The following is a 15146-nucleotide window of genomic DNA, read 5'->3' on the forward strand; positions in this document are numbered from 1 at the left end:
AACCCAGTTCAGATGTCACCCGATCATCAGACCCTCACGGCTGTCACGTAGGACGCACACCAGCACATACACGCAGAAGTCGGCCACCGCGCGGTCGTTGTCCTGCTGATCGCTCAGCCGGTGTTCACACAGGGTTGGTGTCCACTCGCTTCGATGAGCGGGTTGCAGCACCACCCTCGACTGTCCATGCCTCTGAGGAGCTTCCATGTCCCCCGATCCGATCAACCCGACGTCCGAGTCCGAGCTGGACGACAGACCCGGGACGACGGCCGGCACCACTCGCCGTAAGTTCCTTCAGAGCACGGGGGTCACCACCGGGGCGCTGGTGCTCGGCGCGACCGCCGGGGCGGGCGGCGCGTACGCCGCCCCGAACTCCAGGTACGTCCTGCCGAAGGGCTTCAAGGGCAACATGTCCGACCTGAAGCATGTCGTGATCCTGATGCAGGAGAACAGGTCCCTCGACCACTACTTCGGTACGTTCCCGGGCATACGCGGCTTCAACGACAAGCAGGCGCTGCGGTTCCAGGACGGCACTACCGTCTTCCAGCAGAAGGACGGCAGCGGCAAGATCGTCACCCCACAGGTCGACGACGGAGCCTGGGGCAACGACCACGGAGCCTGGGGCGACGTCGAGCATCGCAAGTGGGACCGGTGGGTGCAGCACAACGGCGCCAGCTGCATGAACTACCACAGCGACACCTACATGGGCTTCTACCACTCGGTCGCCGCGCAGTACACCATCGCCGACCAGAACTTCTGCTCCGAGTTCGGGCCGACCGACCCCAACCGCAAGTACCTGTGGAGCGGTACCGCCAACAGCGAGACGGGCAACACCGACGAGTCCAACTACTCCCGTTCCTGGACCACGGTGGCCGAGCAGCTCCAGCAGGTCGGCATCGACTGGCGGCTCTACTCCGACAACAGCGGTAACGGGCGACAGGGTTACATCAGTACGTGGGTCGGCGACTACGGCGACAACGAGCTGAAGTACTTCAAGGGGTTCGACCCGGAAGGGCTGAGCGCGGACGACCCCAAGCTGCGGCCCGGCACCGGGCTGATCTGGCGCGGCAACGCCACGTACTACTCCGGCATGACCGCGCCGAACGACGACTCCGACGCGAACCTCGACGCGGTCCTCAAAGACCTCCGTGACGCCTGCCGGCCGGGCGCGGAGCACCCGCTGCCGGCAGTCTCCTGGATCGTGGCGCCCTACGGCTGGTCCGAGCACCCGGGCGCGGACACCCTGCACGGCGAACGCTACGTCAAGAAGACGCTCGACATCCTGCAGAGCAACCCCGACATCTGGAACCACACCCTCTTCATCCTCAACTACGACGAGAACGACGGGAAGTTCGACCACGTGCTGCCGCCGTGGCCCGAGCCGGGCACGTCGCGCGAGTACGTCGGCGACTACCCGCTCGGCTTCGGTCCGCGCGTGCCGATGCTGCTGGTCTCGCCGTGGACCCGCGGCGGGTACGTCGCCTCGGAAGTCTTCGACCACACCTCGACGATCAAGTTCCTCGAGACCTGGGCGGCCCACCTCGGCAAGCCGTTCCGGTGCCCCAACATCAGCGACTGGCGGCGCTCGATCGCGGGCGACCTGACCAGCGCCATCGACTTCGCCCACCCGCAACCGGGGCCGGCCACGTTCGTGGACCCGCAGGCCGAGCAGTCGGTGTCCATCGCCGCCGACCACATGAAGCCGCGCCCGCTGAGCTTCCATCCGCACGCGACGATCTCGCAGGACCGCGCGACGGGGACGGTCACCGCCAGGATGACCCTGACCGGCGGCCCGAAGGACAAGGCCTTGAGCTTCCAGGTCTTCCCCGACAAGTACCAGCCGTTCTCCAGCACGCCCTTCACCGTCACCGCGCGCAAGACGCGCGAGTACACCTGGGACACCAAGGCCACCGACGGCAAGTACGCGTTCTCGATCTACTCCAACGACGGGTTCGTGCGCTCCTTCGCCGGCCAGGTCGCGCCCGCCGGAACGAGGGACGGCGCCCTCCCGCGTGTGGAAGTCGACCTGCTGAAGGCCAGGGGCACCAAGCACCAGGCTCAGGCGAAGTTCACGTTGCACAACGACGGCACCAAGCCGGTGGACTACACGCTCACCGCAAACGACCACCTCGGCCGTACCCAGAAGGTCACGGTGCCCCACGGTGCGACGAAGGTCGTCATGTGGCCGACCCAGGAGGGCTACTACGACGTGGTCGTCACCGTGGACAGCGACACGACCTGGACGCAGCGCTACGCCGGCCGGATCGCCACCACCAAGGACTGACCGGCAAGGACATCCGTGGTGACGGCGTAATGCTGCGCACTACTGCGACAAGCAGGGCCTCCTGGCGCTCGGTGTGGCTTCAACACCATCCGGATCACCAAGGGGCCCTGCTTCCGTGCACCGGCCACGCCGGGGCCCGAACAAGACTCCAGCTCGACCCGCAAGCCCGGATCAGCCGCGGCGACCACGCGGCCGACGCTCTGGCGGGTTTCCTCGGGGCGTTCCATGTGGAGGCGCAGGCTGAGGCGCCGGCCAGTCCTTCCTGGCGGCAAGCCGGCATGGGGGGGACCAGCAGGTCGGGCGGCGCGCGATCGTGTTCTGACATCCAGTTCGGGCTGCCCCCTCCTGCATAGGCCCCGCCCCGACGCCGGCAGACGCCCTGGACCGTTGGAAGCCGATCTGGAGGCGCGGGAGCGCCGGTTTGACGATCAGCAGGAGCAGAAGTAGGGCCAGATCGACCATGAGCGCAAGATGGCGCACTCATGCGTCCACCGCTCTGGTAGCAGTCCGCGTCCCCCAAGGTGCCCCGGGTGACGACCAGCCGTGCAAGGAATTTGATGCTGTCCGTGCGGCGCAGAGCGGGGTTTGCGGGCCAGATGCGCGGTGCCGGGGCTGTTCGGAGGAGAGGTGGGTGTGCCTGTGACAGTAACCTGGCGACCCACCCCGTCGCCCCGCGACGGGACCCCTGGGGTGAAGGTGCCGGAGCCGAGATTCTTGGTCAGCTCAGCCGTCGCGCGCCCACTGCCGTGGGTGCTGGTGGCCTCGTGGTGCGTTTCGTTGCCGGGGATGAGAACTGACCCGAGCACGGCCGCTGTTCCGAGAGTGATCACCGTCGTGAGCAGCACCACCTGGGGGCGTTGAAGAACTGCACGGCCCCGGCGGGGTCCCACCTTGGACCGGCCCGGTAGGGCATGTCGGGGACGTCGGCCGTCCAGAGGCACTCGGTGGACACCACGCCCGAAAACCCGATGGCTGATGCGGGCGAGCGATCTTGGCACGAGAGTGACGGTGAAAAGAGCAATGGCAACGATTGCAGCCGCCGCCAGGCCAATCGTGACAAACATCGGCATCTCCCCGAGTACCAGGCTGGTGAGGGTGACGACCAGAGTGAGCCCAGGGAAGACCACGGCCGAAGCTGCGCTCCCCGCTGCCTTTCCGAGGGCTTCCTCCCTGCTGTGTCCCTTGATGAGCTCGGCGCGACAGCGCGCGGCGATGAACGGGGTGCAGATGATGCCGATAGCGGGACCGATCAGCATCGCGGCTGCGGTGGCGCCGGCGGAGATTCCGAAAGCTGCGCTGAGCGCAAACATCGCAGGGATGCCCAGGCCGAAGCCCAACAGTGCGGCCAGCAGCGGCAGTCCGGTGGCGATCAGCGAGCCGAAGGCGAGGCCGAGGGCCACGGCAGCGAGCGTCATCCGGTTGGCCTTGCCATGGCGCATACGTGGCTCGGCGAGCGTTGCGCCGATGCCGATCTCCGTCGATTTCCCTGCCTCGCGCCCGGCCGCGAGCCCGTTCCGGGTTCCTGAGCCGGTCGCGTCCTCGCCATGGTTCGGCGGCAGATTCTCCGTCGCCGCAGCTCGGGCGGGCATGCCGTCCGAGCCGACCGCTCCCGCGGCGAGTCGCTCAGTAACTGCTGCGATTTGCGGGCCGGCATGTGCTGTGCCGCCGAAGCATCTGACGGCGACATTCCGGTGTCGGCGGACGGCCACGCCGAGTCGGTGGAGAAGGGAAGACATACGTGCGCCATTTCCGTTCTGCGGTCGGTCGGGGTTCAGGTTCGGGTTGTCGGGGGACGCAGGTGGGCGGGCACCGCACGGGCCAGTACGGGGGGAAGGGCCACGTGCGGTGCCTGCCGTCGGCCGCGCGTCGGGGGGTTCGGGCTCCGCGCGGCTCTCATCAATGCTGGCGGCAGCGCCGGGGGATACGAGACCGACCTGAGTGGGGGGTACCCCTGTCAAAGGTCAGGGGTACTCCCGGGCAGCTGTCCGCAGCCCTCCCTTGATCATTTCTCCGCAACCTGGACGTGGCGGTGATCATCGAAGCTCCGCCGCATGGCCTGCGTCATTTCTCGATGGACGGGGAGGCCGTCCGAACATGTCTGGCCTAATGGCGTCGTGCCCGCTCCACCACCACAAGGGACACGAGCTTCGGTCGGGCATTGGCACCGCGCGCCGGCGGCGAGACTCAAAGTGCCGGGCGACTCGGGAACGCCGAAGGGCGGCCCCTTGAGGGCTGGCCGACAGGCTCCTTGCGCACACCGACCAGATGGCGAGCGTGGTGACGATGTCGCGCTGTTGCTGCTGCTACACGCCGGGCTCCAGCGGCCGGTAGCCCACCGGATCGCGATCCGCACGAGACATCGATCAACATCTCAGATCCGCCCTACGGCGCCTCGGCAGCCGGCGGGAGCATGAACTCGTAGGTGAGCTCACCGTGTTCAGGAGCGATATGTAAGTCCGTGAGCTCCAGGATTTGATGGCGCTGGTCGTGGACCAGGCGCCGCATGGAGAGCCAGAGGTTCCCGCACTCGGCCGCAAGGCTCACCCGCACGCAGTCCCGACGCACGGCGTGGATCCCGGCCTGCGCCATCCAGAGGTAGAGGTGGCGCATGTCGGGTTCGGCGTCGCTGGGCAGACGACGTAGGCGGGTCTTCAGCTGAGGTACTGATGAGATTGCGGCCGGGGAGAAGTACGAGATCGAGCGCTGTAACGTCTCGCCGCTTGGAAGCCTGATGTGCTGCCGGTGCACCAGGGATGGCCTGGTCGGGGCAAGACCGAGCAGTGCCTCAATGGGCGGTGGAACGGGCTCGACGGACAGCCGGGCAGACGCGCGGACGGTCAGACCGGGAAATATGGCTCCTCCGGGGAACAGCTGCTCCGCGTCGAATGCCGGAGGTCCTGGCGGGCCTTCGGCCCTGAGGTATGTGCCGGACTTGTCGGTGAAGACCAGTCCATGGGTGCGCAGATGGCTGAGCGCGCGCCGGACACTCTGCCGGTTCACGCCGAGCGAGGAGGAGAGTGTCCGCTCGGAAGGGAGCCTACTGATCGCGGAGGCGGTGCCCTTCTCGCGGCGGGCGTCCTGGAGGATCTGCTCTGCCAGCCGAATGTACAGAGGACCGGCAGGAGGAGCCGAGGGCGTCAAGGGACTTCCTTCCGTTGTCTGCTCCCGTGCCGAGCGGTCAGCCTTCACCGGAGCCGCGGTACAGGTCGATCTCTCCGTCCAATTCGACAGCGATCACGGTGGCGTACGGGTCGCAGAGTTCAGGTGCGGCAATACGGACCACACCCGGGACACCCGCGCTCGGGAAACCACCGACGACGCGGTGCATGAGTTCCTCGCCGGTGCCGAGCACGGAGATCCTCCGTACGCAGTTGCGTATGCCGCGCAGTTCGATGAAGAGCCGTGGCACGTCGAAGCAGACGAGGAAGACCGTGCGACGGTCCTTGGAGAGCATCGAAGGGCCGTAGTGGTGGCCGTACGGCAGACCGGCTTCGGTCGGATAGACGGCCTCCTGGTTGCGGTTGATCCATCGGCCGAGCCCTTCCAGGCGCTGGGCGTGGATAGGGAGGATGGTGCCGTCCTCCCGGGGGCCGGTGTTGAGCAGCAGGTTGCCGCCGTGACCGATGGTCTCGGTGAACACCCGGACCAGTTCGCGGACCGATTTGTGGCCCGTGTCCTGTGGCTGGTGGCCCCAGGCGTCACCGATCGTGTAGCAGAGCTCCCAGGGGCCCTCGGGCCGGGCGATCGGTACGCCCAGTTCGGGTGTCGCGTAGTCGCCGTGCCCGAGCATGCGGCTGTTGAGGACGGTGCGCGGTCCCAACTCGAGGATCTCCTCACGCAGTTCCTTCATGCGCCACTGACGTTCGTCGCGTTCCCAGGCGCCGTCGAACCACAGCAGATCGGGCCGGTAGTTGGTGAGCAGTTCGCGGATCTGCCCACGATGCACCTCTTCGAGGTAGCGCTCCCAGCGCTCCGGGTCCTCTTCTCCGGGGGCGGGCATCGCGTAGCGGTTGTCCACCCACGGCCGGTGCAGGGCTGAGGGCCGGACGCTCGGGTAGTCGGGGTGGCTCCAGTCGCTGTGCGAGAAGTAGAGGCCGACCCGCAGGTGGTGGCGGCGCAGTGCGTCGGCGAACGGACCGACCAGATCACGGGCCGCGGGCGTGCGGGCGGGGACGGAGAGGTCGGTCCGCCGGGTGTCCCACAGGGCGACGCCGTCGTGGTGCTTGGTAGTGAGGACCGCGTACTTCGCTCCGGCACGCCGGAACAGCTGGGCCCAGGTGTCGGGGCAGTAGCGCGATGCGGTGAAGCCGTCGAGCTGCTTCATGTACGCGTCGCGCGTCAGGTCTCCGCCGAAGAACGACCAGGACTCCGGTACGCCGTCGACGGCGTAGATCCCCCAGTGGATGAAGATTCCGAGCTTGGCGTCGGTGAACCAGGGCTGCATCGTCACGCTGTGTGATCCAGTTCCTCGCGGTGTACGGCATGGGTGAACGGCAGGCCCGCGGCGTACCGGGTGACTTCGTCGACGGCGAGGTCACCCATGCGCGCGAGCTCATTGCCGAAGGAGCCGGCGAAGTGCGGGGTGAGCAGCACGTTCGGGAGGTCGTAGAGCGGGGAGTCGGCGGGCAGGACCTCGGGTTCGGTGACATCGAGGACGGCATGGAGACGCCCCGTCACCAGTTCTTCGGTGAGGGCCTGTTGATCGACGAGCGATCCGCGGGCTGTGTTGATGAAGGTCACGCCGTCCCGCATCAGGCCGAGACGTCGCCGGTCGATCATGTGTCGGGTCTCGGGCGTCTCTGGTGCGTGCACGCTGATGACATCGGATGTCTGGCACAACTCGTCGAGCGTCAGGCTCTGTACGCCGAGAGCGGCCGCCTCGTCCGTGGAGAGGTAGGGGTCGTGGACGACGACCTTCAGGGCGTACGGCCGCAGGAGGTCGATGACGAGTCGTCCTGTGCGGGAGGCGCCGATGAGTCCAACAGTCCTGCGGTAGTTGCCGACTTGGGGGTAGGCGGCGCGCCAGTCGTGTTCGTCGCGGATCCGGCGGTAGGTGTCCCAGACTTCGAGGAGGCGCTTGTTGGAAGCGAGTACGGCGGCCACGGTGTACTCGGCAACGGGCACCGCGTTGGCATCGGCTGCCGAGGTCACTTGGATGCCGCGATCCCAACAGGCCTCCGTCACATGCCACTTCACCGAGCCGGCGGCGTGCACGACGGCACGCAGCCGGGGTGCGGCGGCCAGGACCTCGGCGTCCAGGGGAGGGCAACCCCAAGAGGTGAGGAGCACCTCGGTGTCGCGCAACGCGGCGAGGGCATCGGCCTGGGAGAAGTCGTCGACGACGAGGCCTGGTGCCACCTCCGCGACGCGCGACAGCCGTCGCAGGGCGCATTCGTCGAGGAGGGAAGGCGCGAGCGTGGGATCCATCGCCAGCAGGGTGCGGGGACGGCGGGGTGGCTCCGCCGGCAGGACGGATGACTCGTCGAGCTTCGTTGTCTGGGCGGTCATGCAGCGACCTTAGGGATCGATATTTCGATCGTCAAGATCGATCAAGTGAAACTCGGGAGGGGGATGATCGCTGAAGTACGCTGACGTCACTGTCCCGGGGAGACGAGGAGTGCACGTGCGGTACACGGTGGACGAACGCCACGAGCGGATCCTGGAACTGGTCAGGCAGCACGGCACGCTCCGCGTCACCGACCTCGCGCGCCATTTGCAGATCTCCACGGTCACCGCGCGCCGCGACGTCGAGGCTCTCGCTTCACGCGGGCGCCTGAACCGGGTACGCGGTGCGGTTTCGTGGCCGGGTGCGCCGCTCGTGACCGACCGCGGGCCGTTGTCCGCGCCCGTGTCGCATGCGGGTGCCGTGCCTGATGGGGAAGGTCTGGTCCTCGGCATGGTCCTGCCGCAGTCCCAGCACTACTTCGGCGAGATCATTCGAGGCGCCGAGGAGGCGGCCAAGGAAGCCGGCGCCCGTCTCGTGCTCGGGTTCTCCGGCTATCAGGCGGACCAGGACGAAGTGCAGGCGCGGCGCCTTGTCGATGCGGGCGCCCATGGGCTGCTGCTCGCGCCCGGCTGGATGACGGACGGGACCGACAAGGACGCCCGCAGTCTGGACTTCGGCGTACCGACCGTCCTTGTGGAGCGGCGCCCGGCGGCCGGCACCCGGGCCGCGGAGTTCGACCATGTGTGTTCGGATCATGCTGGGGGCGCGGGCCTCGCGGTACGTCACTTGGCCGGCCTCGGACACCGGAAGATCGCACTGCTCGCCGCAGGCAGTGCGACAGGGGTGCACGTCCGGGCGGGTTACGAGACCGGGATACGGGCCGCGGGCCTGGAGCACACGCAGACCCTGCGGATCGAGCTGCCGGTAGGTGCGATCAACGCGCGAAACATGGAAGCAGCGGCGCGGCAGCTGGTCGAGGCGGTGGAACACCAGGAGATCAGCGCAGCGCTCGTGGTCAGCGACACGGATGCCATCATGCTGCTGCAGCTCCTGCGCGGATTCGACCGGCAGCTCCGGGTGCCGCAGGATCTCGCGATCGTGGCGTACGACGACGAGGTTGCGGCACTCTCCGACCTGCCGCTGACCGCGGTCGCGCCCCCGAAGCGCGAAGTCGGCCGTGCTGCCGTGGGTCTGTTGCTGCAGAGGGTGCGCGAGGGGGCGCAGGGGCAAGAGGCGCCGCGCCAACACCTCGCACTGTTGCCCCGTCTGTGGATCCGTCAGTCGTGCGGGGCCGAGCTGCAGGGCGAGTAGCTTCGATCAATTTGATCGAAATACGGAAACTTCGATCCCTTCCTCTTGACTGCGATCGTCACGGTCGCCAGGATTCGGAGCGTTCGCCCGGAGCACCGATACATCGGATCTCTGTGGTGGTGTTCATTGCCCGTCGACCTGGACGACCCCGCGCCTGAGTCAGCTCACCTTCGTGCGATGCGCTCACGCCGGCAGGGTGCACCCGTGGCCGGGCGCAGTGAGAAGGGGATCAGCGATGTCGGTGACGACGAAAGAGCCGGAGGCTCGCCCGATACGGGCGGCCTCCCGGCCGACGGGGAAGGCGAGGCGGCCGGGAGGCGCGCTGCGCCACCGGCTCCACCGGGACCGCGCACTGCTTCTGATGATGGTGCCGGGCCTGCTGTTCTTCCTCGTGTTCCAGTACCTGGCGCTCTTCGGCAACGTCATCGCGTTCAAGGACTACATGCCGTTCCTGGGCGTGGCCCAGAGCCCCTGGGCGGGCCTGAGCAACTTCCAGACCCTCTTCGGTGAACCGGCGTTCTGGCACGCCGCGCTGAACACCGTGGTTCTTGCCCTGGCTCAGCTCATCTTCTACTTCCCCGTTCCGCTGGCCCTCGCGCTGCTGCTGCACAGCCTGATCCAGGGCAGGGTGCGCAGGTTCGTGCAGAGCGTGGTGTACCTGCCGCACTTCATCTCCTGGGTGATCGTGGTCGCCCTCTTCCAGCAGGTCCTCGGCGCGGACGGGGCGCTGAACGGCGTGCTCGGCGGATCCGACGGGCACCTGTTCGACATCTTCGGAAACCCGGACCTGTTCAAGCCTCTGATGGTCCTCGAGCTGATCTGGAAGGAGTGCGGCTGGGGCACCATCATCTTCCTCGCCGCGCTCGCCCAGGTGGACAACGGCCTCTACGAGGCGGCGGCGCTGGACGGCGCCGGCCCCTGGCGCCGGTTCTGGCACGTCACCCTGCCCGGACTTCGCTCGGTGATCTTCCTGCTGCTCATCCTGCGGCTCGGGGACATCCTGTCGGTCGGCTTCGAGCAGATCCTGCTGCAGCGCGACGCGTTCGGTCCCGATGTCGCCGAGGTGATCGACACGTACGTCTTCTACCACGGCATCCGGGACCAGAACTGGGGCGTCGCGGCCGCCGCTGCCCTCTTCAAGGGCGTCATAGGTGCCTGCCTCGTCTTCTCCGCGAACAAGATCGCTCACCGCATGGGCGAGCAGGGGGTGTACCGCTGATGAGCGCTGCCACTACGGAACACGTCGAGCGTCCGGCCTGGATGGAGAAGCCGAAGCCCGTCACCCAGGGCGCCAAGGGCCTGGCCCTGGTGGTCACCGTCCTCGTCGTCGTGGTCCCGTTCTGGGTCGTGTTCGCCACGAGCTTCGCGCCGGACCAGCAGGTGATCGACAACGGTGGCTACGCCCTGTGGCCCGACACCTGGACACTGCGCGCCTACGACTTGATCTTCTCCGGCGGGCAGATCACCAGGGCGCTCGGTGTCTCGGCCGGCATCACAGTCGTCGGTACCGCCTTCAGCCTTGCCTGCACCGTGCTGCTGGCCTACGCCCTGGCCAGGCCCGGTGTCGTCGGCGGCAAGCCGGTGATGCTGCTGATCCTGTTCACCTTCCTCTTCCCCGCGGGCATGATCCCCAGCTTCCTGGTGGTCAATGAGCTGCACCTGCGCAACACCTACTGGGCGCTGTTCCTGCCGGTACTCATCAGCGCGTTCAACCTCGTGGTGATGCGCGGGTTCTTCCAGGGGATCCCCCTCGAACTCTTCGAGTCCGCGAAGATCGACGGCGCGAACGAGCTGCGGATCCTGCTGACCATCGTCCTGCCGCTGTCCAAGGCCGTCATCGCGGTGGTCGGACTGTTCTACGCGGTCGGCTACTGGAACGACTTCTTCCGCGCCATCCTCTACACCGACCAATCGACGATGTGGCCGCTGCAGACCTGGATGCGCACCTATGTCGTGCAGGCCCAGAGCAGCATGGTGCAGGTGCAGGGCGGCGTCAACGAGCAGATCCAGTTCGCTCCGCAGACCGTGAACATGGCGGTCGTGGTGCTGGCCACCGTGCCGATCCTGTGCGTCTACCCGTTCATCCAGCGCTATTTCACGAAGGGCGTTCTGACCGGCGCTGTCAAGAGCTGACCGGCTTCCGCTCTCTCTCCTCCCAGCATTTCGTCCCACTTCACCCCTGCCCGGGGTTCCTCATGAAGGATCGGTTCGTCATGTCATCTGGCATCTCCCGCAGATCTGTGCTGCAGACGATAGGCATCGGCACGGCGCTCGCCGCCACCGGCGTATCGCTGTCCGCGTGCTCCACCTCGGCCGGCGGTGACCCTCTCACCAACGAGGGCAAGAAGCTGGCGCCCTGGCCGGCCTACATCCCGCACCCGGACGCGCCCAAGCCGGACCTCGCCCCCAGCGACAAGGGAGTGCAGCCCGGATACGTCGCGTACCCGAAGGAGCTGAAGCAGTCCGTCGCCGAGAAGCCCGGTGACGGCTCCAAGGTGACCGTGTGGACGATCACTTGGGGAGCGCCCCCGAAGGAGAAGGCCAAGCACAAGCTGTGGCAGGCGCTGAACAAGCAGCTCGGTGTCGACCTCGACCTCGTCGTGGTGCCGGCCATGGAGAGTCAGCAGAAGTTCGCGACGCTCGTCGCCGGCGGTGAACTGCCGGACATCATCGCGGTGGCGCAGAACCTGCCGAACCCGACCGAGCTGATCGCCGCCAAGTGCCAGGACCTGACCGAATTCCTGTCGGGGGACGCGGTCAAGGACTACCCGAACCTGGCCGCCATCCCCGGATATGCGTGGAAGGCCGCCGGGCACATCGACGGCAAGCTCTACCGCTTCCCGGTCGAGCGCTCGCGTATCGGCCACTCCCTCTACGCCAATGTGGAGCGGCTGAAGAAGGCCGGAATCTGGGTGCCCGAGACCGGCGGGATCGCAGTCGACGACTTCACCAAGGGGCTGCAGCAGATCTCCGGCCGGAACAAGTGGGCCATGGGCGCGGCCGGCACGGGCGCCTTCGGCTACAACACCGTGGCACCCGCCTTCGGGACACCCAACTGGTGGTCCGTGAAGGACGGCCAGTTCACCGGCGCCGTGGAGTCGGACGAGTTCAAGGCGTCCATCGAGCAACTCGCCAAGTGGCAGAAGGCGGGCGTGTTCCGGCCGGACCCGATGTCTCACGACGCCACGCTGAGCACCGACTTCCAGACCGGCATCACCGCGACCGTGTCGCAGTCCAACGTCTCGTTCACCGGCTTCGAGACCGCCGTGAAGGACGGGTTCACGCTTGACGCGGTCCGCCCGTTCAAGCCGTCGAACGGGGCGCAGCCGGGACACTGGTTCAGCCCGGGTGCCGACTACTTCACGGTGCTGAAGAAGGCCCCCAAGGCCCGCATCCAGATGCTTCTGCGGGTGATGGACTTCCTGGCCGCGCCGTTCGGCACCAAGGAGTGGGAACTCGTCAACTACGGCGTCGAAGGAACCCACTTCACCCGCGGCGACGACGGCAGCCCGGTGCAGACCAAGCTCGCCCTCGACGGAGACAGCAAGGACACCCTGGGGATCGCCTTCATCGCGACCGGCCAACAGGTGCTCTTCATGCCCGCCGGTGTCACCGGGGGTGCCGATGCGGTCAAGCGCCGCCACGCCTTCCAGACCGAGGTCGCGGAGATCGGTATCGCAGACCCGTCGGTCGGGCTCCTGTCCAAGACCTGGCTTGCCAAGTACAACGAACTGCTGCTGCTCAAGGAGGACGCCATCAAGGCGATCGTCATGGGCCGCAAGCCCCTCTCCTCCTGGGACTCCATGGTCAAGGACTGGAAGGCCAAGGGAGGCGACAAGGCCGCGGACGAGTTCGCCGAGGAGTACGCCGCGGCCAAGGCCTGACCCCCCACGGTCCGGCAGGTCTCTCCACCCCCCTGGCCTCCCCGCCGCGGAGGGACCTGCCGGTCCACAACGCTGGCCCACAACCTCAGCTGTCTCCGTCACTCACACAAGGGAGTCTGAGTGAACACCGCAGGATCCACCTCCCCCCACGCCCTCCGTGTCCGTTCGGCGCTCGCCGTCGCCGGGCTGCTGACCGCCACGCTGCTTTCGGCCCCGGCCCCGCACGCGTCCGCGGCCACCGGCTCCGTCGACCCCAACACGCCGGCCGGCGTCCGCCCCAACGGCGGCAGCTCGCACAGCACGCTCGTCTTCAGCGACGAGTTCATGGGCACCTCGCTCGACACCACCAAGTGGAGCTCCGTCGATGCCCTGCGCCGCAGCGGCGACTACTACGACGCATGGTGGAAACCGTCGAACGTCAAGGTCAACCCGAACCCCGACTCGATCAACGGCGGCAACCTGTGGATCTCGCTGTCCCAGCTGAGCTCCACCGCGTACGCCACCGGCGAGATAGAGGGTCGCGGCAAGTTCGACTTCACGTACGGCACGGTGGAATGGCGTGCCCAACTGCCGCCCACTGACGACCACTTCGGTGCTCTGTGGCTGATGGCATCCGGTGGCACCAGCGGCGTGGACGGCACGGCCCGCGACGGCGGAGAGTACGACGTCATCGAGAGCACGCAGAAGGCCGACGCCTACGGCAACACCATCCACTACGACGGCTACGGCGCCGACCACAAGGCGTCATCGGCGAACATCAGCGCGCCGGGACTGCACAGCGGCTATCACACGTACACCGTGGAGTGGAAGCCGACGCAGATCATCTACCGCTACGACGGCACCGTCGTGCGCACCATCAACGACCCGAACCTCATCAGCCAGGTCCCCATGTTCCCGGTGATCTCGCACGAGGCCGCCGAGTGGGCGGACGGCAGCATCTACGACGCGCCGCTGGACTACCGCTCCAACATGTACGTCGACTACATCCGCGTCTGGCAGTAGCCCCATCCAGCCCAGCCCTTCGGAGGTCCCCATGGCGCCACCGTCCTGGTCCCGACGCGGCGGCTACACCGCGGTCAACTTCTACAGTGCAGGGACCGTGGGCAAGCTGACTTCCTCCGGCCCTGCCAGCGTCATGGTCCAGGAGAAGGCAGCCGTCGCCACGCTGTGTGTCTCCAACCCGACCAGGTCCTCGACAAGTCTCGATGTCATCTGGAATCACCCGGCTTCCTCCGTGGTCTCCAAGGACCCCTCGGTGACCGTCGTGTCCGCCGGCTCCTCGCTGAGACTGCGCATCGACACCAGTGCGAAGACAGGCTCCACTCACGAGATCACGGTGCGGTAGGCGGCACCCCACTGCCCGTCCTGCCGGCGACGAGAATCCCCCACCTCTCTCAAGGAGATCCCCATGCAGAGCCGCATGCTCCGATTCATCCCCCGTGCTGTGCGCGGGCGCTTGTACCCGCTCGCCGCGGGTGCCGCCGCCATGATGCTGGTCACGGCGACGCCCGCCCACGCCTCGGTCATCTGGGACGGCGACGCCTCCCACGGGACCGGCGTGTTCGCAGGGATCCTCTGCGACGCCCCGAACTACACCTACACCACCGACTGGGGCGACGGCCATGGAGACATCCTCGGCCTCGTCAACAAGGCGGGCGGCACGCGCTGCGAGGCGCACAGCGTCAAGGTCGGCGGCTCGGAGTATGCATTCACCAGCGGCAAGGCGTACTGGTGGGGCTGGGATTCGATGACCAGTACCGGCAACACCGGGACCGTGTTCCAGTGGAAGTCGAACGGCACCGGCGAGCAGCATCAGCAGAACTACCCCGTGATCATGATGGTCCTGGAGAACCAGCTCCGCGTCTGGTACGTCGCTCCGGGCGAGCAGTGGATCGGGGTCGGCAGCGGTGCGTGGGCGCCGGAGACCTGGCACAAGATCAAACTCGGGATCAACGCCCAGTCGGGCACCACCGGCTCGTTCCAGGTCTATCTGGACGGCAATCTGATCGTCGATCAGCAGAACGTCCGGACCTGGGACGACCTGGGCAACAAGCCCCGGTGGGGCGTGTACGACTCCAATGTCGCCGATACCGACCAGGTCAACTGGATCAACGGCCTGAAGATGGGCACCACCAGCGGGGACGTGTAGCCCTCCGCTCCCCGTACGCGGGCCCGTCGTCGGAGGCGGGCCCGCTCCTTCCCCCTGACACGCGCAGGTCTG

General features: G+C 67.2%; 12 protein-coding genes. 8 read left to right on the forward strand and 4 right to left on the reverse strand.

The features are described from left to right. Positions 1-205: 205 nt before the first annotated feature. Positions 206-2284 (forward strand): alkaline phosphatase family protein, encoded by a 2079-nt coding sequence (locus tag ACIPWY_RS04170; protein ID WP_401532182.1) that lies wholly within the window; start codon positions 206-208, stop codon positions 2282-2284. Between the two features lie 428 nt (positions 2285-2712). On the opposite strand, the gene ACIPWY_RS04175 is transcribed toward ACIPWY_RS04170, so the two are convergent. The 4 genes from ACIPWY_RS04175 to ACIPWY_RS04190 form a co-directional block, all read right to left on the reverse strand. After that, a complete protein-coding gene (locus ACIPWY_RS04175; RefSeq protein WP_401532183.1) occupies positions 2713-3873 on the reverse strand; it encodes an MMPL family transporter in 1161 nt (386 codons plus the stop codon). Positions 3874-4666: 793 nt separating this feature from the next. Further along, positions 4667-5473, reverse strand: a complete 807-nt coding sequence (locus ACIPWY_RS04180) for a GntR family transcriptional regulator (RefSeq protein ID WP_393703176.1) — start codon at positions 5471-5473, stop codon at positions 4667-4669. Continuing rightward, positions 5463-6734, reverse strand: a complete 1272-nt coding sequence (locus tag ACIPWY_RS04185) for an alpha-L-fucosidase (protein ID WP_362905271.1) — start codon at positions 6732-6734, stop codon at positions 5463-5465. Before ACIPWY_RS04185 ends, ACIPWY_RS04180 begins: the two co-directional genes overlap by 11 nt. Further along, the gene (locus tag ACIPWY_RS04190) at positions 6731-7711 is read right to left on the reverse strand and encodes a hydroxyacid dehydrogenase (protein ID WP_401532415.1); all 981 of its coding nucleotides are present in this window, start codon (positions 7709-7711) and stop codon (positions 6731-6733) included. The genes ACIPWY_RS04185 and ACIPWY_RS04190 overlap by 4 nt, the downstream gene beginning before the upstream one ends. 196 nt (positions 7712-7907) lie before the next feature. On the opposite strand from ACIPWY_RS04190, the gene ACIPWY_RS04195 reads away from it, so the two are divergent. From ACIPWY_RS04195 to ACIPWY_RS04225, 7 genes are all read left to right on the forward strand, one after another. Further along, complete coding sequence (locus tag ACIPWY_RS04195; RefSeq protein WP_401532184.1) at positions 7908-9041, forward strand: substrate-binding domain-containing protein; 1134 nt, start codon at positions 7908-7910, stop codon at positions 9039-9041. 235 nt (positions 9042-9276) lie between these two features. Continuing rightward, entirely contained in the window at positions 9277-10260 is a 984-nt protein-coding gene (locus ACIPWY_RS04200) for an ABC transporter permease subunit (RefSeq protein ID WP_362905266.1), read from the forward strand. Further along, positions 10260-11174: a carbohydrate ABC transporter permease gene (locus ACIPWY_RS04205; RefSeq protein WP_401532185.1), complete on the forward strand. Its 915-nt coding sequence runs from the start codon at positions 10260-10262 to the stop codon at positions 11172-11174. Before ACIPWY_RS04200 ends, ACIPWY_RS04205 begins: the two co-directional genes overlap by 1 nt. An 80-nt stretch (positions 11175-11254) precedes the next feature. Continuing rightward, a complete protein-coding gene (locus tag ACIPWY_RS04210; RefSeq protein ID WP_401532186.1) occupies positions 11255-12925 on the forward strand; it encodes a sugar ABC transporter substrate-binding protein in 1671 nt (556 codons plus the stop codon). Between the two features lie 120 nt (positions 12926-13045). Beyond that, complete coding sequence (locus ACIPWY_RS04215; RefSeq protein WP_362905260.1) at positions 13046-13927, forward strand: glycoside hydrolase family 16 protein; 882 nt, start codon at positions 13046-13048, stop codon at positions 13925-13927. 31 nt (positions 13928-13958) lie between these two features. Continuing rightward, positions 13959-14270 (forward strand): polysaccharide lyase beta-sandwich domain-containing protein, encoded by a 312-nt coding sequence (locus tag ACIPWY_RS04220; protein ID WP_393703168.1) that lies wholly within the window; start codon positions 13959-13961, stop codon positions 14268-14270. 63 nt (positions 14271-14333) lie between these two features. After that, a complete protein-coding gene (locus ACIPWY_RS04225) occupies positions 14334-15074 on the forward strand; it encodes a heparin lyase I family protein (RefSeq protein ID WP_393703166.1) in 741 nt (246 codons plus the stop codon). The last annotated feature ends 72 nt before the right edge of the window (positions 15075-15146 follow it).

It is taken from the genome of Streptomyces sp. NPDC090032 (genome assembly GCF_044748025.1).
GTDB lineage: Bacteria > Actinomycetota > Actinomycetes > Streptomycetales > Streptomycetaceae > Streptomyces.

Bases quoted from the DNA above. Each gene is read 5' to 3' on its own strand.
- ACIPWY_RS04205 (WP_401532185.1), top strand. From the start codon at position 10,260: ATGAGCGCTGCCACTACGGAACACGTCGAGCGTCCGGCCTGGATGGAG.
- ACIPWY_RS04210 (WP_401532186.1), top strand. From the start codon at position 11,255: ATGTCATCTGGCATCTCCCGCAGATCTGTGCTGCAGACGATAGGCATC.
- ACIPWY_RS04175 (WP_401532183.1), bottom strand. From the start codon at position 3,873: ATGCCCGCCCGAGCTGCGGCGACGGAGAATCTGCCGCCGAACCATGGC.
- ACIPWY_RS04200 (WP_362905266.1), top strand. From the start codon at position 9,277: ATGTCGGTGACGACGAAAGAGCCGGAGGCTCGCCCGATACGGGCGGCC.
- ACIPWY_RS04170 (WP_401532182.1), top strand. From the start codon at position 206: ATGTCCCCCGATCCGATCAACCCGACGTCCGAGTCCGAGCTGGACGAC.
- ACIPWY_RS04220 (WP_393703168.1), top strand. From the start codon at position 13,959: ATGGCGCCACCGTCCTGGTCCCGACGCGGCGGCTACACCGCGGTCAAC.
- ACIPWY_RS04190 (WP_401532415.1), bottom strand. From the start codon at position 7,711: ATGGATCCCACGCTCGCGCCTTCCCTCCTCGACGAATGCGCCCTGCGA.
- ACIPWY_RS04225 (WP_393703166.1), top strand. From the start codon at position 14,334: ATGCAGAGCCGCATGCTCCGATTCATCCCCCGTGCTGTGCGCGGGCGC.